Genomic DNA, 17,026 nt, shown 5'->3' with positions numbered 1-17,026 from the left:
CCGCATGAAAAAACCGGCCGCCAGGGCCGGTTTGCATTGACACGAAAAACCGGCCTTCAGGGCCGGTTTTTATTGCCCGCCGCGCCGATCAGGCCGCCGAGGGCGGGTTCAGCGTCGAGAGCATCTGCGTGAAGATCTTGGGGCTGGCGGCCAGGACGTTGCCGCTGTCCATCCAGCCTTGTTCGCCGTCGAAGTCAGCGACCAGACCGCCCGCTTCCAGCACCATCAGGCTGCCCGCCGCCACATCCCACGGCTTCAGGCCCACGCCGCAGAACCCATCCAGGCGGCCGGTGGCCACGTAGGCGAGATCCAGCACGGTCGAGCCCAGGCGGCGCACGCCGGTGGCGCCTTCGGCCATCTGGCGGAACCGCTGCGAGCCTTGTTCGGGATCGCCGGCGTTGGGCCAGTGCGCGCCCAGCAGCGCGTCGTGGTAGCGGGTGCGGCCCGAGACGCGCACGCGGCGGTCGTTCAGGAACGTGCCGCTGCCACGGCTGGCGGTGAAGAGTTCGTTGCGCGAGGGATCATAGATGACCGCTTGCGTGACCTGGCCGCGCTGCGTCAGCGCGATCGACACGGCATAGTTGGGCAGGCCGTGGATGAAGTTCGTGGTGCCGTCCAGCGGGTCGATGATCCACTGGAATTCCGCCTGGTCCGGACCCTGCAGACCGAACTCCTCGCCCAGGACGGCGTGGTCCGGGTAGGCAGCGCGCAGCGTTTCGACGATGGACTCTTCGGCGGCCCGATCGACTTCCGTGACATAATCGCGCGGCCCCTTGCGAGCCACGCTGAGTCGTTCCAAATCCATGCTGGCACGGTTGATAATGGTGCCGGCACGCCGGGCCGCCTTGATGGCGATGTTGAGCATCGGGTGCATAAAATTCCGTACGTATGCGATGAGTTGGCTTGATGATAGGCCGCTTGCCGCCCCCCGGCACGCCGTCGCCCCCGCGGGGAAATCGACTCAAAAAACCAGGAAGGCACGAAGCCAAACGTGCCATTTTAAATGACTCAAGCATTTTCACGTGTTCGCTTCGTAATGGTGAACCCCAGCCACCCCGGAAACGTCGGTTCCGCGGCCCGTGCGATCAAGACGATGGGCTTCTCGGAACTGGTCCTGGTGGACCCCAAATTCCCGGATGTAACAAGCCAGCCGGAGGCCGTGGCGCTGGCCAGCGGCGCGCTGGACGTGCTTGAGAACGCCCGCATCTATCCGTCGCTGGAAGAAGCCCTGGCGCCCGTCACGCTGGCATTCGCGCTAACCGCGCGGGTGCGCGACCTGGGTCCCCCGCCCTGCGACATCCGGCAGGCAGCCGACCTGGCCTGCGCCCACCTGGCGGACACGGCCGAGGGCGTGACCGCCGTTGTGCTGGGCACTGAGCGCGCCGGTCTGACGAACGCGCAGATCGCGCTGTGCCACCGCATCTGCCACATCCCTGCCAATCCCGAGTACAGCTCGCTGAACGTCGCCCAGGCGCTGCAATTGGCCGCCTGGGAGTTGCGTTATGCGCTGCTGGTGGACCAGGGCGCCGAACTCCTGCCGCGTTCCACCGCTCAGGAGCCTTCGCGTGGCGCGGAGCCGGCTTCCAGCGAGGCGGTCCAGGCGTTTCTGGCGCACTGGGAGGAAGCGCTGGTCGGCGTACAGTTCCTCGACCCGGCCCATCCCAAGAAATTGATGCCGCGCATGCGCCATCTGTACTCCCGCCTGGCGCTGACCCGCGACGAGGTCGACATGATGCGCGGGGTCTGCACGGCGATGCTGAACGCTGCCAAGAAGAAATAGCGGGTCCGAAGAACCGGCTGGATTCGCCCTTGGCGGGCAACGCACGAAAAAGGGACGGTCCATGACCGTCCCTTTTTACTGTGCCAACTGCCGGCGTGTAACCGGCAGGGACGCCGATCAGTCCACCGTGGCGCCCGAGGCCTTGATCACGGGTGCCCAGCCTTCGACTTCCGACTTGATGAATTGGCCGAATTCGGCCGGCGTGGTCTTCACGCCCACGGCGCCCAGCTTTTCAAAGCTGGTCTGCACGGAAGGCTTGTCCAGCGCCTGCTGCATGGCGGCGTTGAGCTTGTTGATGACTTCCGGCGGCGTGCCGGCCGGGGCCAGCAGGCCGAACCACGACGACACGTCGAAGTCCGTGAAGCCCGATTCCTTCATGGTCGGCAGATCCGGCGCGCTCTTGGAGCGGTCGGCGGTGGTCACGGCCAGCGCCTTCAGCTTGCCCGATTGCGCGTGCGGCCAGGCCGACGGCATGTTGTCGAACATGAACTGCACCTGGCCGCCGATCAGGTCGGTCATGGCCGGGGCGCTGCCCTTGTACGGCACGTGCAGCACGTCGATGCCCGCCTTCATCTTGAAGAGCTCACCTGCCATATGGATGGAGGTGCCGCTGCCGGACGAGGCGAAAGCCAGCTTGCCCGGGTTCTTCTTGGCGTAGTCGACCAGCTCTTGCACGGACTTGACCGGCACCTGGGGATTGACCACCAGGATGTTCGGGACCTTGGCGCCCAGGGCGACCGGAGCAAAGTCCTTCGTCAGGTCGAACGAAACGTTCTTGTACAGGGTCTGGTTGATCGCGCTGGTCACTGCGACGAACAGCAGCGTGTAGCCGTCCGGCGTGGCGCGCTGGACCTGGTCAGTCGCGATGTTGCTGCCGGCGCCCGGCTTGTTTTCAACCACGAAGGACTGGCCGAGCGACTCGGTCAGTTCCTTGGCCATGATGCGGGCGATCACGTCGGTGGTGCCGCCGGCCGAGAAACCGACCACGATGCGGACGGGCTTGTCGGGATAGGCGGCGTGGGCGGAACCCATTGCAAATGCGCTTGCGGCGGTGGCCAGAAGGGTGGCGGCCAAACGCCGCATGCCAGGCTTGTGACCTGTAGTCATAGTGTCTCCGTGCAGGTACTGTCCATTAGATGGACGATTTGAATTATTGGATGAACGCATTCTGCGCTATACATGCGCTGGCCATCAAGGTAGAGTCCACCCTACGGACGATGGTTTTCCCTCGTCCGTACGTTGATAACCCTTAGTTTTCAGAGATCTGCATGCAAGACAGCGATGCCGCGGCCGCCGGCCCACGTACTCTGCGACGCGGCCTCGCCGTTCTGGCCGCCCTGCGCGACCAGGGACCGGACGGCCTGAGCGTGACCGATATCGCCCGGTTGACCGGCATACAGCGGCCCACTATCTACCGACTGCTGGCCGCCCTGCTCGACGCGGGCCTCGTGCTGCCGGTCGCGGGCACCAAGAAGTACCGTGCCCAGCTTGCCGTCGATCCGGACACGCGTTCCCGCGATCCGCGGGTGCGCCAACTGCTCCCCGTGCTGCGCCGCCTGGCCGACCGCACCGGCGACGCCGTGTTCCTGGTGGTGCGCGAGGAAGACGATTCGATCAGCCTGCATCGCGAAATCGGCAGCTATCCCGTGCAAATCCTTGCCACCTATGCGGGCAAGCGCCAGCCGCTGGGTGTGGGATCGGGCGGGATGGCGCTGCTGGCTGCCCTGCCCGACGACATCGCGCGCGGCATCGTGGAACGTAATTCGGGCAGGCTGGACGAGTACGGCGGCATGACGCCCCAGGAAATGTTCCGCCTCATCGAAAACACGCGCGCGCGCGGTTATTCGGTGGTGGGCAACCACGCGGTGCGTGGCGCGCTGGGCGTGGGTTGCGCGCTGCTGGACGCGCAGGGCGCGCCTCTGCTGGCCGTCAGCGTCACCGCCATCATCGACCGCATGCCCGCGCAGCGACAGCGCGAGATCGCGGGCTGGATCAAGACGGAACTGGCGCGGCTTGCGATGCCGGCCTGATTGGCAAGGTGCCGGGGCGCGGCTGAGTCGTGGTCACGCATCCAGGCCGTTAAGCCGGGAAGCCGAAGGATCGAGAAGCGGTCATGCCGTCACGCCTTGCTGGTGCACGCCATCTCGCCGCCACATAAAAATGGGCGCCTCCTACGAGGCGCCCATTTTCATGGCTGACGAAACAAGACCCGCAATCAGGTAGCAGCTGCGCCCGTCTTGGGGTTCTGGATCTCGCGCAGCGGGATCGGGGCCTGGAAACCGGCCTCTTCGAGCGAGCGGCGGATCTCCTGGTACAGGCTCCAGCGCAGCTCCCAATACTTGCTCGACTCGGCCCACACGCGCACGTTCACCGTGACGCCGTTTTCCTTGTAGTCGAACACCTTCACCTGCGGGGCCGGGTCCTTCAACGCATCGGGACGCGCGTCCACGATCTGTTGCAGTTTGGCGACCACCGCATCCAGGTCATCGCCATAGCGAACCGGCACCGGGATGTCCAGGCGGCGCGTCTTGTTGCGGCTGTAGTTGGTGATCGTGGCGTTCCAGACCGTGCTGTTGGGCAGTGTCATGTGGATGCCGTCACCCTGCACGAGGCGCGTCAGAAACAGGCCCACTTCCTCGACCGTGCCATCCGCGCCAGAGCTTAGCGCGATGTACTCGCCGGCGCGGATCGGACGCAGGATCAGCAGCATGATGCCGGCAGCAATGTTCTGCAGCGTGCCCTGCAAGGCCAGACCGACGGCAAGACCCGCGGCGCCCAGCACGGCGATCAGACTGGCCGTCTGCACGCCAAAGCGCGCCAGCACCGCGATCACCGTAAAGATGCGCACCGCCCACATCACGGTCGTGGAGAACATGGGCACGATCGTGGGATCGATCTTCGGCGACCGCGTAGCGGCCCGGCGAACCCAGTTGCCCAGCAACGACGACACCCACCAGCCAATACCGAGAATGAGCAAGGCGACGAGCAGATTGATGCCCATATCCATCAGCCTCGGGGCCCAGATATAGAACTCTTTTACGGCCTCATCCATGGAACCTCCTGCGAAAAAAATCGACGGCAGAATGTATCAGAAGCGGCTGGCACAAAGCGGCGCAGCGCCCGACGGGAGTGTCAGGCTTTGTAAAGCGGAGCAGCGCGTGCCGCCGCAGCGTACGGCGTAAGACTGATTCCGGTGTCTGACACCCGAATCGGTCAGACATGCAGCATAGGTCTTGCCGCGCCGGCAGGCAAAGCGGCGTTACGCCGGCACGATGCGGAAATGGTTGTCCCAGGACATGTCACGCGATGGCGGCAGGACCGGCCTTTCCTTGCCTGGCGCGTCAACGCGGATCATCGCGCCCAATCCGCTACTGACCAGAAAGCCCCCTTGCACGGCAGGCGCGACGCCGCAGCCGTCGGCGAGTGCTGTGACGCCCAGGCATTTGCCGCTGGCGGCGTCCCAGTAGATCACCTGCCCGCCAACCGGGCTGGACGTGGCCACAATGCCACCGGCGGCGTCGACCGTGACGGAGCCGACGTAGTTGCGCATGTTGCGCAGCGTCTCGGCCGGGCCGTCGAACAGTTCCAGCGCCGCGCCGCGGCGATGGCGGCCGACCAGCGCCGGACGATCCGCGGCCGGGCCCATGTATTGGCAACCGAACCACACCGCGCCATCGACCGCCAGGGCCAGGTGCCGGATCGACAGCCGGTGCAGCGCCGGCGCAAGCTCCACCTTCTCCAGCAGTTGCCCCGAGGCCGCGTCGATATACGCGAGCGACGGCCGCATGGTGTCCAGGTTCAGTTCCAGCTTGCCGTAGTCAGGGTGCGTCAGGATGCCGCCGTTGGCCACGCACAGCGTCTTGCCGTCGGGCATCAACACGACCTCGTGCGGTCCGATGCCCCCGGAATCGAACTCCCCCACGCGCCGGTAGCCGCCGCCGGGGGTGGCGTCGTACAGACCCAGCACGCCGCGTCCGCCTTCGAAGTCGTTTTCCGTGGCGGCCAGCAGGCGGCCGCCTTGCACGAAGGCGCCGTGACCGAAAAAATGCCGGTCATCGGGCAGCGGCAAGGCCGCGGGCTCGCCGCCTTCCAGCGAAAAGCCCAGCGCAAAAAAGCCGGGTTGGCGGCCGAACACCACGGCGCGCTGCGCGGTGGCGTCGATCGCAAAGCTGTGGCCGCGCGCGGGCATGGGGATCGTGAGGCGATCGCGGCCCGTCCCGTCCAGCACCACGGCTTCATCGCGGCCGCCGCGCTTGCGCGCGGTCAGGTACAGCTGCCCGCCATCGGCCGGCAGCGCGGCGCGCGCCGCAGAAGGCGACAGGCCCAGCGCCGCGGCCAGCGCCAGGAAGCGGCGCCGGTCAATCTCCATCGAGCGCGTTGAAGCCGATGGTGACGCCCAGAGCAGGCGCCAGGTTCTCGTCAACGATGGCCTTCGCGTTCTTGAGCGTCAGAGACGCCAGGACCAGCAGGCGGCGCCCTTCCTCGCCCGCCAGCGCCTGGTCCAGCGGCGCCGGCACCGCACGCAGCGTCTCTGCGGCGCTGGACAATTCGCCGCGCACCGACGCATCCATCCATTCCTCGCCCGCGGGCAAGGGATAGCCGCCCGCCACATAGAACGCCTTCAGCGCATCCAGGTTGGCCGCCAGCAGGCGCATCGACAGGCCGCTGCGCCAGAACGCCGCGCGCTTCGGACGGGCGGCCTGCGGCGAATCGCCCAGCACCGGCTCGATCTTCACGTCGCGCGCGAACTGCAGGCCGGTGGACAGGGCCTTCATGGCTTCGGCGGCAACTTCCTGCGAACTGCGATAGAGGTCATTGCCCGGTTGGGGCTTGGCAAACTGCCGCCCGAATTCGCCCTGCGCATCCCAGGCCTCGCCCAGGTCGCGCGAGATCGTGGCGACATTGGCGGATACGGCCGTGGCGTAGCCGCAGGCATACGCAAAGCTGGGCTCGCCGGTCTGCTTGAGCAGGTCGGGCTCGCCGTACAGCACGTACTCAAGCGCGGGCAGGCCCTGCACCGCGACGCTGCGGCCAGCCAGCGCGCCGGGCTTGAGCAGCGCGTCATCCTTGGCCGCGATCAGCGTCTGCACCTGGCGGGGCATCACGCCGCGCGTGTCGGGCCAGAAGGCCAGGCGTTCAAAGCGGTTGGCCTGCACCAGCGGGCCGAAGCGCAGGATCTCGACGCCCGACCATGCGTGCGCCAGCGTCTTGAACGCATCGCCGACGCGCCCGGCGCCGGCCGCATCGGGCTTGGCGCACCAGCCGCCCAGCGCGCTTTCCAGCGCGGCAGCGGCGTCCGTCATCTTCGCAACCGCCGGCCGGGCGTAGTCGCGCGCCAGGCGTTCGCCCAGGTCGGCGGGCAGCGCGGCCTGTGCCGCAACCACGGCAATCGGCGCCGTCAGCATCAATGCCGCAGCCGCAGCGCGCATGAACAAATGGCGGGCCATCACAGGGACTCCAGGAAGCGGATCAGGTCCGCGCGTTCTTCGGGCGTCATGTCGACGACGCGGTCGCGCGCGGGCTTGGCCGCGCCGCCATGCCACAGCACGGCTTCCAGCAGCGTGCGGGCGCGCCCGTCGTGCAGCCAGGTCGCATTGGGATTGACGGTCTTGGTCAGGCCAATGCCCCACAACGGCGGGGTGCGCCATTCGCGGCCGGTGGCCATGCCGTCGCTTACGCCGTCGGCCAGGTCGTCGCCCATGTCGTGCACCAGCATGTCGGTGTACGGCCAGATCAGCTGGAAACGGTGTTCCGGCTGCTTGGCGTTGCGGCTGGTCACGTACTTGGGCACGTGGCAGGCCACGCAATTGGCTTCGTAGAACAGCTTCTTGCCCGCCAGCACGCGCGCGTCATCCGCATCGCGCCGCATGGGCACCGCGAGGTTGGTCGAATAGATGGTGACGAAGTCCATCAGCTTGCCCGGCACTTCCTCCGGCCCAAAGCGCGGCTGCGCGCCGTGCGGCATGTCCAGGCATTGCGTCTGCGCGGGCGTGCATTCGCCGGAATGCTTGGGGAACAGCGGTGTGGACAGGCCCATGTCGTTGGAGAATGCGGCAGCGCTCTGCTGCTCGACCGTCGGCTGGCCTGCCTTCAGGTTAAAGCGGCCCAGCACGCGCGCGCCGGTGCGCGCATCGGTGACCCTGTTGGCCTTGCCGACGATGCCGTCGCGCTTGTCCGCGCCGACGTTCGCCAGGATGTCCGACTCGTGGATCGATTCCAGCAGGCCCAGCCCGATCATCGGCGGCGCCAGCCGCGGCGAGATCTGCGTGTCCGCACGCATCGGCCCGTAACCCAGGTTCTCGATGCGATACGTGGGCTTCATCAGCGTGGCGGTCTCGCCGCCGCGCAGCGCCACGGGCACGGCTTCGTATTCAATTTCCATGCGGCCTTCGGCCGGCAGGCCCGCGACCGCGAAATTCTGCAACTGCACGCCGTAGACGGGTTCGGGCAAGGCCGCGATCTCGTCGGCGCCCAGCTTGGGATGCCCGCGATCGGCGCCTTCCGGCACGGCCAGGCGCAGCAGCAGCGCGACCGCATCCGTGCGTTCCAGCGGATCGAAGCCCGGCACCGTGCCGCGGCCGTCCTTGGTGTGACAGGCCTGACAGGAGCGCGCGTTGAACAGCGGGCCCAGGCCGTCGGACGCCTGCGTGGACGAAGGCGCGGACACCCAATCCTTGCGGAACAGGCCGTTGCCGACGATGAACTCCTGGCGGCCTTCAAAGCTCATGTTGGCCGACGGCTGCGAAAAGATGTCGGCGTTGATGAGCTTGTTGGTCGTCGTGGCGCCGGCCTGCATGGTCTCGAAGGATTCGACCTTCGAAAAATCGCTGGTGGGCGCCGTGATGGCGGTGACGCGTTTCTGGTCTTCGGGCGTCAGATCGTCACGCCCGCCGGGAGCGGCGGGCGCGGCGGCGGCGACGGCATGAACCGACGCCGCCAGTACGGCGGCTAATGCGAGTTTCACTTGAATACGGCGTCAGGTTTATCCAGGCTGTCGGACCCTTCGATGGCGACCTTGCCCAGGTCCAGCAGCGCGATCACGCGTTCCAGGCTGCGCGTCTGCGCGACGAGGCTGTCGATGGCAGCCTGCACCACCGCGTTGCCCTCCTTGTTGCCTTCCGCGATCATCTGGTCATAGGTCTCGACCGTTTCGGCGCGCGTCTTCATGGCCTGCATGGCGGCGACGGTGGCGTCCAGCTTGGCGCGCACTTCGGCGTCCAGCTTGGAATCCTTGGCCTTGACCAGTTCGGACAGGCTGGCGCCAGTCACCTTCTTGCCATCGATGCGCGTGTACGAACCCAGATAGACGTTGCGGATGCCGATCTGGTCGTAATAGTGCGAATTGTGCGTGTTGTCCGAGAAGCAATCGTGCTCTTCCTCGGGATCGTGCAGCATCAGGCCCAGCTTCATGCGTTCGCCCGCCAGTTCGCCGTACGACAGGCTGCCCAGCCCGGTCAGCATGGCGATGAGGCCGGCCTTCGGATCCTCTTCGACCGCCTTGCGCGCCGCGCCGTCTTTCTTCCAGTTGCCCACCATTTCTTCGAGATCAGTCACCAGCAAATCCGTTACCGCCTTCAAAAACTCAATGCGGCGTTCGCAATTGCCGCCGGTGCACTGTTTCGGATCGAAATCCGTATGCGGGCGATTGCCCGAGTGACGCTCCTGCGGCGTGCCCTTGCGGTCCGCGGGCGCGGCGCCGGTGCCGTTCAGGTCCTGGCCCCACAGCAGGAACTCGATCGCGTGATAGCCCGTGGCCACGTTGGCCTCGTTGCCGTCGGCCTCGTGCAACACGTCGGACAGCAGCTCGGGCGTGATCTTGCTGACGTCGACCGTCTTGCCGCCCACCGAGATCTTGGAATTGGCGATGACGTTCACGGCGTAGAACGCGTTCTGGTCGTTTTCCGTGCCGTAGGAGGCGTCGACGTAGTCGATCAGGCCTTCATCCAGCGGCCAGGCGTTCACGCGGCCTTCCCAGTCGTCGACGATGGGGTTGCCGAAGCGGTAGGCCTCGGTCTGCTGATACGGCACGCGCGCCACGATCCATGCCTCGCGCGCGGCCTTCAGGGTTTCCGCGCTGGGCTTGGCGACCAGCGCGTCGATGGCGTCGCGCAGCTTCTTGGCGGCCGTCAGCGAATCCTCGTAGCCGGCCAGCGCCAGGTCGGAGTACGTGGCGACCACGGCCTTGGGTTCGACGGCGGCCTGCGCCACTCCGCCATACACCGCGGCGGCCAGCACCGCACCCAAAAGCAACTTGCGCATCGTCTTTCTCCCGTAATTCGGACGGCCCGCCCCCGCGGCGGCCCGTTCCGGCTTGAATTTTGTGGATGCGAGTGTAAACAATTTTCGTTTGATATTCAGGCGTTGTTCAGATAGCTGACATATTTTTGAACGAAAAAAGTATGCTCCGGCAGGTCACCCGGGGCCCCGCCGGCCCCGTTTTCTTCAGCCTGGAAATCGCCTCATGGAACTGCGCCAACTCCGTTACTTCGTCCGCGTCGCCGAGCTGGGCAGCATCGGCCGCGCCGCGCGCGACCTCGGGGTGGTCGCGTCGGCGCTCAGCCAGCAGATCAGCCGGTTGGAGAGCGAGCTGGCGACGCGGCTGCTGACGCGCAGCCCCACCGGCGTGACCACCACGCCGGCCGGCGCCGCTTTCCTGCGCCAGGCCCAACTGACCCTGCGCCACGCGGAAAGCGCCGTGGCGGCCGCGCGCGAGGCGCGATTGGCCGGCACCGTCAGCGTCGGCTTTGCGCCCACCACTGCGTCGCTGCTGGCCCGCCCGTTCTACGCCGCCATGACCGAGCGCTATCCCAACGTGCGCCTGCATCTGGTCGAGGGGCTTTCGGGCAATCTGGGCGACCTGCTCAACGCCCGCCGGCTGGACCTGGCCGTGCTGTTCCAGAACGACACCGCGCAGGGCCGCAGCGTGGTGCCCGTGCTGGACGAGCGTCTGTTCCTGCTGGCGCCGCGCGGCATGGTGGAGCGCCCCGATGGCGAGCCAGTCCGTATGACCGATCTGGCCGGGTTGCCGCTCGCCGTCACCAGCAAGGCGCATGGTCTGCGCGCCTGGGTCGAAGCGGCCTTCGAGCGGGCCGGCATCGAACCCTGGATCGGCGTCGAGGTCGACGGCCTGACGACGCTGATGGACCTGGTGCAGGCCCATCCGATCGCGACCATCCAGCCGGGCGCGGCCGTGGCCCGCGTCGAGACCGGCCTGCTCAGCATGCATCCCATCGATGATCCCTATCTGTTCCGCCGCAACCACATCTACTGCATCAGTGACGACGAGCTGTCGCCCGCCGCGCTGGCCGCGCGCGTGGTGCTGCTGGACGCCATGCGCGGACTGGTCCGGCACGGCGGCTGGCCGGGGGCAACCCTTCTGGATTCGTGATGCCCCCATAGCCTCGGGATGCCTAGGCGGTCGGATTTTCTGAAGATAAATTGATCCACATCAAGTCGCAGCGCGGTGCATGCGACGATCAACCTTCACGAAATCCGATGACCACTTCCCCCTCTCGTCCCGGCCGGCTGGGCATTTCCTCCATGCGGGCGCACTGCTCCGAAGCGGAATGGCAGGCCCGGGTGGACCTTGCCGCCTGTTATCGCCTGGTCGAGCTCTACGGCATGGCCGACATGATGGCCAACCATATCTCGTCCCGCGTGCCCGGCGAGGACAACGCCTTCCTCATCAACCCCTACGGGATGATGTACGAGGAAATCACCGCGTCCAGCCTCATCAAGGTCGACGTGGACGGAACCATTCTGTCCAAGCCCGATTTCGGCGATCTGGACTACGGCATCAACAAGGCCGGCTACGTGATCCACAGCGCGGTCCACGCCCACCGGCACGAGGTGGACTGCGTCATCCACACGCACAGCTGGGCGTCGATGGCCGTGTCGTCACTGGAGTGCGGCCTGCTGCCGCTGACGCAAACGGCCATGCGCTTCCTAAAGATCGGTTACCACGACTACCAGGGCGTGGTGCTGGGCACCGAGGAACAGGCGTCGCTGCTCGAGGACCTGGGCCAGGGCGAGGCGCTGATCCTGCGCAATCACGGCGCGCTGACCGTAGGACGCACCGTGGGCGAAGCCTTCAACTGGATGCACCGTCTGGAACTGGCCTGCCGCTCGCAGTTGGCGGCGATGGCGACGGGCGCCCCGCTGCAAGCCGTGCCGCCGCCCGTCCTGGAGGCTACCTGGAACAACTACCAGCCCGGCACGCGCCGCCCGTATGGCGTCATGGAGTGGCCCGCGCTGCTGCGCAAGCTGGACCGCATCGACCCCGGCTACCGGGACTGAGGCCGCGCCCGGAATCCCCCTGAACATTTCCAGCGCCGGCCGGCGTGGCGGCACGGCGCGATATCCCACACGACAACGACCACGCGAGGAGACATTCATGAACACTGCCCAAGCCCTGCTGGCTTGCGCGGCGCTGGCGGGCGCCTGTATCGCGCCCGCCGCCAGCGCCGCCGGCTACCCCGACAAGCCGGTCAAGGTCATCGTGGCGTTCTCGCCCGGCGGCACCACCGACACGCTTACGCGCAGCGTCACGAACACGCTGACGCAGAAGCTGGGCCAGCCCTTCGTCGTGGAAAACAAGCCCGGCGCGGGCGGCAACATCGGCACCGAATACGTGGTGCGCGCCGCGCCCGACGGGCACACGCTGATCGTGAACTCGGTCGGCCCCATCGCCGTCAATCCCACGCTGAACAAGCTGAACTACGACCCGCTGACCGACCTGGTCCCGATGGTGCAGATCGCCACAGTGCCCAACGTGCTGGTTGTGCCGCCCTCCTCGCCCGCCAAGGACATCCAGGGCTTCCTGAAATACGTCAAGGGCGCGCGCGAACTGAACTACAGCTCGACCGGCGTGGGCACGTCTTCGCACCTGTCCAGCTACATGCTGATGGACGAACTGAAGGTGAACGCCACGCACGTGCCCTACAAGGGCGCGGACGCGGTCAACGATCTGCTGGCCGGCCGCATCGACTTCATGTTCGCCACCATTCCGTCCGTGATCGGCCACATCCGTTCGGGCAAGCTGCGCGCGCTGGCGGTCAGCACGCTGCAGCGGTCCGCCACCCTGCCCGAACTGCCGACCATCGCCGAGTCGGGGTATCCAGGCTTTGACGCGGGCTCGTGGTTTGGTTTCTTTGCGCCCAAGGGCACGCCGCAGCAGGTGGTGGAATTGGTCAACCGCGAAGTCAACGCGTCGTTGCCCGCATTGAACGAGCAGATGATTCGCGAAGGCGCCGAGCCTGTCGGCGGCACGCCAGCGCAATTCGCCACTTTCATCAAGGGCGAGCACGACAAGTGGGCCGTGCTGGTACGCAAGTTCGACCCGCAGGCGCATTGACGCTCGGTTAATGGGCTGATCCCATACCCGGGGCCACGACGGCGGCCGTGAACTGATCCGAGGCGCGGCACGCCAGTTCCGCCACCAGCCGGATTGCGTCCGAGCCGCCGCTTTCCAGATAGCTCACCACCAGTAGCTGCGGCGGCACCGGCAGATCGGTGCGGATGACCTGGATCTCGCCGCGCGCAACGTACTCGTACATGGGCGGCAACGGCACAAGCGCACGGCCGAAGCCGCTGCGCACCAGCCGCGCCAGCGCCGAGATCGAACTGACGAAATGCACCTTGCCCTGCGGCATGCCGACCTCGCGGTACAGGGCCTTCAGCGCCTCGTGCGGCTGCGATCCCGGGCTCATCGTCAGCACCGGCTCGCCGAGCAGATCGTGCGCCGTCATCGTCTCCTCGCTGCCTGGCGGCCCAACCCAGCCCATCTCCATCGGCAGACAGGGCATGCTGATGATGCCCGTGTCGTTCAGCACGTCGGTCTGGAACGCGATATCCAGCGTGCCTTCGCGCAACCCGCGATGCAGGGCGCGCACCGTCTCGGACGTCAGCTGGACCTCGATGCCGGGATACGTGGACCGCAGGTTCGTCAGAAAGCCGATCAGCCACGTATGCACCACGGTCTCGATGGCGCCAATCCGCACCAGCCCGGCGACCTCGTCGCCGCGCTTGCCCAGCGACAGGATCTGCTGGCGGATCTCGAGCAGGCGCTCGCCATAATCCAGCAGCCGCGTACCGACCGCCGTGAGCTTCAGTTCCTTGGCGTCACGTTCGAACAGGCGCGCGCCGATGTCCTCTTCCAGCGATGCGATGCGGTTGGCCACGGCCGCCTGCGTGATATGCAGGCGGTCGCTCGCGGCGCGAAAACTTCCCAGCCGCGCGGACCACAGAAAGGCTTCGACAAAACGCGTGTTCATGCGCCGATGCTACTGCCAACGCAGCCGGGGCGGGACGCGTCGCTGCCGGCGAGCGGGCACGGCAAGAGGACACGTTATGTCCCCTTATGTGGTGCGCCCTGCACCAACTTGGTTCATGCCGGGCACCAGCCTGAAGCGGCGTGACCGCGCGCCACGGAGGAAACCACCGCGCACAAAACCTGGCACGGCTATTGCTTGATGACTGGTATGCAAGCTTGTCTACAAGCGCCCCCAATCAAGCAGCCCAGGAGCCTTACATGATCCATCGCAATGCACCCTACGCCTTCAACGCCACCCGCCGCCGCCTGATCCAGGGCACCGCCATGGGCGCGGCGGCGCTCGCCGCCCCGGCGCTGGTGCGCGCGCAATCGGGTCCGGTCATCCGCATCGGCTTCTGGCCCGTGGCCGCTGGCCTGCCGTTCTACGCCGCGATCGAGAAAGGCTATTTCAAGGAGGCCGGCCTGAACGTCGAGGCGCTGAAGTTCGCGGGCGCGCAGCAGGTCATGGAAGCCATGCTTGCGGGCCGCGCCGATGGCAGCGCCAACGGCACGGGCTCGGCCAACCTGGCCATCGGCGAGATCGCTTCGCCCGGCCTGTTCAAGATTTTTGCGTCCAATCCCAGCAACGCCAAGAACGTGCTGGATGAGTTCATCGTCGCAAAAGACAGTCCCATCAAATCCATCGCAGACCTCAAGGGGAAAAAGGTCGGTTCTGGTCCCGGCATCCAGAATTCCACGCTGGCCAAAGCAGTCCTGGAGCGCGCCGGCGCAACGGGGGCAACCGTGGTCGAGTTGGCGATCAGCCAGCACGTCGCCGCGGTTGCCGCCGGCCAGTTGGATGCGTGCTACACGCTGGAACCCACGGGCACGGTGGGCCGCCTGAACGGCACGACCCGCGTCCTGGAGACCGGCGTCATCGCCAAGTACGTCCTGGGCGATCCGATGGCGCCGTGGTTCGGCGGCTCGGCTTCGCTGACCACCGCCTTCCTGAAGAAGCATCCCGAGGAAAGCAAGAAATTCATCGCCGCCTATGCGCGCGGCATCGAACTGATCCGCACCAAGCCTGAAGAGGCGCGCCCCTTCCTGAAGGGCTACACCGCCATCGAAGGCCCGATGACCGAGGAAGTGCCGCTGGCCGCCTACACGCTGCACAACGAGTTCACGCCCAGCGACGTGCAGTACTTCCAGAAGTTCTTCGACCTGTTCACCGACAAGGGCGTCTTCGCGCAGAAGGTCGACGTCTCGACCATGCTCTACAAGGGTTGATCCATGACCGCAACCACGGCTACGGGCGCCACGCCCGCTCCCTCCCAGGCCTCTGCCACCGCGCCGGCGAAGACGCAGCCCGCCAAGGCGCAACCGGCCATGTCCAAGCCGCCGCGCAAGTTCGACACCTCGCGCCTGCTGCCGCTGATCGGCCCGCTCGCGCTCTTTGTGGTGTGGGACCTGGTGGTCCGCCTGCAGCTTGTCAGTCCGGTGTTGCTGCCCACGCCCAGCGCGACCATCGTGGCGCTGGTCAAGGGCATGGCGGGCGGCCCGCTGCTGGCTGACTTCCTGTCGTCGCTGAACCGCACCGTTCAGGCCTTCCTGATGGCCGGCGTGATCGGCGTGCCGCTGGGCGTGCTGCTCGGCAGCAATGAAAAGGCCTACCGCAGCGTCGAGTTCCTGGTGGACTTCTTCCGGTCCACGCCGTCCTCCGCCCTGATCCCGCTGTTCCTGATGATCTTCGGCGTGACCGACATGAACAAGATCGCCATCGCTGCCTTCGCGGCCGTGCTGGTGATCCTGTTCAACAGCGCGTACGGCGTCATCAACGCCCGCAAGCAGCGCGTGATGGCGGCGCGCGTGATGGGCGCGTCGCGCTGGCAGATCTTCAAGGACGTGCTGATCTGGGAAAGCCTGCAGCCCACGTTTGTCGGCCTGCGCAGCGGCGTGTCGATGGCGCTGGTCATCGTGATCGTGGCCGAGATGTTCATCGGTTCGGACAGCGGCCTGGGCAATCGCATCATCAATGCGCAGCAGGTGCTGAACGTGCGCGAAATGTACGCCGCGATCCTGGCGGCCGGCGCGCTCGGCTATGTGCTCAACATTCTTTTTCTCGTGCTGGAAAAGCGCGTGGTTCATTGGAGCGGCCGATAAATGTCCACCGTCATCAACCCCGTCATCGCCCCCGCGCCAGCCGCCGCGCCCTTCCAGCCCGGCCCGCTGGGCACGCACATCACCATCCGCGGCCTGACCAAGTATTTCGCCGGCTGGCCGCTCTATGAAGACTTCAACCTCGACATCCCCAAGGGCAAGATCGTCTCGGTCTTCGGTCCCAACGGCTGCGGCAAGTCCACGCTGATCAACATGATCGCCGGCCTGATCCCCATCGATGCCGGCGAGATCCTGTTCGACGGCAAATCGCTGGCGCAGACCAAGATCGGCTACGTGTTCCAGAACTACCGCGAAGCCATGTTCCCGTGGCTGCGCACCATCGACAACATCGCCTACCCGCTGCGCCTGGAAGGCCGCAGCAAGGCCCAGGTCGATGCGCGGGTCGAGGAACTGGTGGCGTCGTTCGACGTGAAGTTCGACCTGAACCGCTATCCGTACGAGCTGTCGGGCGGACAGCAGCAGACCGCGTCCATCATGCGCGCGCTGGCCCCCGGACCGGAAGTGCTGTTCCTGGACGAACCGTTTTCCGCGCTGGATTTCGAGATGACGCTGTTCATCCGGGAAAAGCTGCAGGAAGTCTTCCTGCAGACCGGCACGACCATGCTGCTTGTCTCGCATGACCTGGAGGAAGCCGTGTACCTGGCGGATCAGGTGCTGCTCTTGACCAAGCGCCCCACGCGCGTCGCGGAGATCCTGGACTACACGGACGCGCGGCCTCGCACGGTCGAGACGCTGTCCGAGCCAAGCTTCATCCAGATGAAGAAACTGAGCCTGGAAATCTTCCAGCGCGAAGTGCGCAAGTGATTCCACGCTATTAA

General features: G+C 66.3%; 16 protein-coding genes. 8 read left to right on the top strand and 8 right to left on the bottom strand.

The genetic code is table 11. The features are described from left to right. Nucleotides 1-88: 88 nt before the first annotated feature. A complete protein-coding gene (locus AC6CIE_RS01000) occupies nt 89-874 on the bottom strand; it encodes an inositol monophosphatase family protein (RefSeq protein WP_105239790.1) in 786 nt (261 codons plus the stop codon). A gap of 129 nt (nt 875-1,003) precedes the next feature. Here AC6CIE_RS01000 and AC6CIE_RS00995 point away from each other — a divergent pair, with 129 nt between their 5' ends. Beyond that, on the top strand, nt 1,004-1,780 hold the full coding sequence (locus AC6CIE_RS00995; protein WP_279976018.1) for an RNA methyltransferase: 777 nt from the start codon (nt 1,004-1,006) through the stop codon (nt 1,778-1,780). Between the two features lie 117 nt (nt 1,781-1,897). Here AC6CIE_RS00995 and AC6CIE_RS00990 read toward each other — a convergent pair whose 3' ends face one another. After that, nucleotides 1,898-2,887: a Bug family tripartite tricarboxylate transporter substrate binding protein gene (locus AC6CIE_RS00990; protein ID WP_105239792.1), complete on the bottom strand. Its 990-nt coding sequence runs from the start codon at nt 2,885-2,887 to the stop codon at nt 1,898-1,900. 161 nt (nt 2,888-3,048) lie between these two features. Between AC6CIE_RS00990 and AC6CIE_RS00985 the strand changes: the two genes are divergently transcribed. Next, complete coding sequence (locus AC6CIE_RS00985) at nt 3,049-3,810, top strand: IclR family transcriptional regulator (RefSeq protein WP_105239793.1); 762 nt, start codon at nt 3,049-3,051, stop codon at nt 3,808-3,810. A gap of 185 nt (nt 3,811-3,995) precedes the next feature. Here the strand turns inward: AC6CIE_RS00985 and AC6CIE_RS00980 are convergent, their stop codons facing one another. The 5 genes from AC6CIE_RS00980 to AC6CIE_RS00960 form a co-directional block, all read right to left on the bottom strand. Next, entirely contained in the window at nt 3,996-4,832 is an 837-nt protein-coding gene (locus AC6CIE_RS00980; RefSeq protein ID WP_175124253.1) for a mechanosensitive ion channel family protein, read from the bottom strand. A gap of 207 nt (nt 4,833-5,039) precedes the next feature. Then, nucleotides 5,040-6,149 carry a DUF1513 domain-containing protein gene (locus tag AC6CIE_RS00975; RefSeq protein ID WP_498090816.1) on the bottom strand — a complete coding sequence of 370 codons (1,110 nt, stop codon included), beginning with the start codon at nt 6,147-6,149 and terminating at the stop codon, nt 5,040-5,042. Next, the gene (locus AC6CIE_RS00970) at nt 6,139-7,227 is read right to left on the bottom strand and encodes an imelysin family protein (RefSeq protein WP_175124255.1); all 1,089 of its coding nucleotides are present in this window, start codon (nt 7,225-7,227) and stop codon (nt 6,139-6,141) included. The genes AC6CIE_RS00975 and AC6CIE_RS00970 overlap by 11 nt, the downstream gene beginning before the upstream one ends. Next, nucleotides 7,227-8,744 (bottom strand): di-heme oxidoreductase family protein, encoded by a 1,518-nt coding sequence (locus tag AC6CIE_RS00965; RefSeq protein WP_498090814.1) that lies wholly within the window; start codon nt 8,742-8,744, stop codon nt 7,227-7,229. Before AC6CIE_RS00965 ends, AC6CIE_RS00970 begins: the two co-directional genes overlap by 1 nt. Next, nucleotides 8,741-10,039, bottom strand: coding sequence for an imelysin family protein (locus AC6CIE_RS00960; RefSeq protein ID WP_175124257.1), 1,299 nt, complete (start codon nt 10,037-10,039; stop codon nt 8,741-8,743). The genes AC6CIE_RS00965 and AC6CIE_RS00960 overlap by 4 nt, the downstream gene beginning before the upstream one ends. Nucleotides 10,040-10,241: 202 nt before the next feature. On the opposite strand from AC6CIE_RS00960, the gene AC6CIE_RS00955 reads away from it, so the two are divergent. From AC6CIE_RS00955 to AC6CIE_RS00945, 3 genes are all read left to right on the top strand, one after another. After that, a complete protein-coding gene (locus AC6CIE_RS00955; protein WP_175124258.1) occupies nt 10,242-11,168 on the top strand; it encodes a LysR family transcriptional regulator in 927 nt (308 codons plus the stop codon). A 107-nt stretch (nt 11,169-11,275) separates the two neighbouring features. Further along, complete coding sequence (locus AC6CIE_RS00950) at nt 11,276-12,076, top strand: class II aldolase/adducin family protein (protein WP_175138615.1); 801 nt, start codon at nt 11,276-11,278, stop codon at nt 12,074-12,076. 97 nt (nt 12,077-12,173) lie between these two features. Continuing rightward, entirely contained in the window at nt 12,174-13,133 is a 960-nt protein-coding gene (locus AC6CIE_RS00945; protein ID WP_175186458.1) for a Bug family tripartite tricarboxylate transporter substrate binding protein, read from the top strand. 7 nt (nt 13,134-13,140) lie between these two features. On the opposite strand, the gene AC6CIE_RS00940 is transcribed toward AC6CIE_RS00945, so the two are convergent. Next, entirely contained in the window at nt 13,141-14,052 is a 912-nt protein-coding gene (locus AC6CIE_RS00940; RefSeq protein WP_481147741.1) for a LysR family transcriptional regulator, read from the bottom strand. Nucleotides 14,053-14,309: 257 nt separating this feature from the next. On the opposite strand from AC6CIE_RS00940, the gene AC6CIE_RS00935 reads away from it, so the two are divergent. Genes AC6CIE_RS00935 through AC6CIE_RS00925 form a run of 3 tightly spaced genes read left to right on the top strand, consistent with a single transcriptional unit; the run spans nt 14,310 to nt 17,012 of the window. Then, on the top strand, nt 14,310-15,317 hold the full coding sequence (locus tag AC6CIE_RS00935; RefSeq protein WP_498090812.1) for an ABC transporter substrate-binding protein: 1,008 nt from the start codon (nt 14,310-14,312) through the stop codon (nt 15,315-15,317). 3 nt (nt 15,318-15,320) lie between these two features. Then, the gene (locus AC6CIE_RS00930; protein WP_370633053.1) at nt 15,321-16,190 is read left to right on the top strand and encodes an ABC transporter permease; all 870 of its coding nucleotides are present in this window, start codon (nt 15,321-15,323) and stop codon (nt 16,188-16,190) included. Next, nucleotides 16,191-17,012 (top strand): ABC transporter ATP-binding protein, encoded by an 822-nt coding sequence (locus tag AC6CIE_RS00925; RefSeq protein WP_175186462.1) that lies wholly within the window; start codon nt 16,191-16,193, stop codon nt 17,010-17,012. It abuts the gene before it with no gap. Nucleotides 17,013-17,026 lie beyond the last annotated feature (14 nt).

The sequence above is a fragment of the Achromobacter sp. GQ309 genome, from assembly GCF_059759315.1.
This window is presented reverse-complemented; position numbering and strand designations above follow the sequence as displayed.

What these genes read in the sequence shown, in the direction of transcription:
- AC6CIE_RS01000 (WP_105239790.1), bottom strand. Translation starts at nt 874, where the DNA reads ATGCACCCGATGCTCAACATCGCCATCAAGGCGGCCCGGCGTGCCGGC.
- AC6CIE_RS00995 (WP_279976018.1), top strand. Translation starts at nt 1,004, where the DNA reads ATGACTCAAGCATTTTCACGTGTTCGCTTCGTAATGGTGAACCCCAGC.
- AC6CIE_RS00990 (WP_105239792.1), bottom strand. Translation starts at nt 2,887, where the DNA reads ATGACTACAGGTCACAAGCCTGGCATGCGGCGTTTGGCCGCCACCCTT.
- AC6CIE_RS00985 (WP_105239793.1), top strand. Translation starts at nt 3,049, where the DNA reads ATGCAAGACAGCGATGCCGCGGCCGCCGGCCCACGTACTCTGCGACGC.
- AC6CIE_RS00980 (WP_175124253.1), bottom strand. Translation starts at nt 4,832, where the DNA reads ATGGATGAGGCCGTAAAAGAGTTCTATATCTGGGCCCCGAGGCTGATG.
- AC6CIE_RS00975 (WP_498090816.1), bottom strand. Translation starts at nt 6,149, where the DNA reads ATGGAGATTGACCGGCGCCGCTTCCTGGCGCTGGCCGCGGCGCTGGGC.
- AC6CIE_RS00970 (WP_175124255.1), bottom strand. Translation starts at nt 7,227, where the DNA reads ATGGCCCGCCATTTGTTCATGCGCGCTGCGGCTGCGGCATTGATGCTG.
- AC6CIE_RS00960 (WP_175124257.1), bottom strand. Translation starts at nt 10,039, where the DNA reads ATGCGCAAGTTGCTTTTGGGTGCGGTGCTGGCCGCCGCGGTGTATGGC.
- AC6CIE_RS00955 (WP_175124258.1), top strand. Translation starts at nt 10,242, where the DNA reads ATGGAACTGCGCCAACTCCGTTACTTCGTCCGCGTCGCCGAGCTGGGC.
- AC6CIE_RS00950 (WP_175138615.1), top strand. Translation starts at nt 11,276, where the DNA reads ATGACCACTTCCCCCTCTCGTCCCGGCCGGCTGGGCATTTCCTCCATG.
- AC6CIE_RS00945 (WP_175186458.1), top strand. Translation starts at nt 12,174, where the DNA reads ATGAACACTGCCCAAGCCCTGCTGGCTTGCGCGGCGCTGGCGGGCGCC.
- AC6CIE_RS00940 (WP_481147741.1), bottom strand. Translation starts at nt 14,052, where the DNA reads ATGAACACGCGTTTTGTCGAAGCCTTTCTGTGGTCCGCGCGGCTGGGA.
- AC6CIE_RS00935 (WP_498090812.1), top strand. Translation starts at nt 14,310, where the DNA reads ATGATCCATCGCAATGCACCCTACGCCTTCAACGCCACCCGCCGCCGC.
- AC6CIE_RS00930 (WP_370633053.1), top strand. Translation starts at nt 15,321, where the DNA reads ATGACCGCAACCACGGCTACGGGCGCCACGCCCGCTCCCTCCCAGGCC.
- AC6CIE_RS00925 (WP_175186462.1), top strand. Translation starts at nt 16,191, where the DNA reads ATGTCCACCGTCATCAACCCCGTCATCGCCCCCGCGCCAGCCGCCGCG.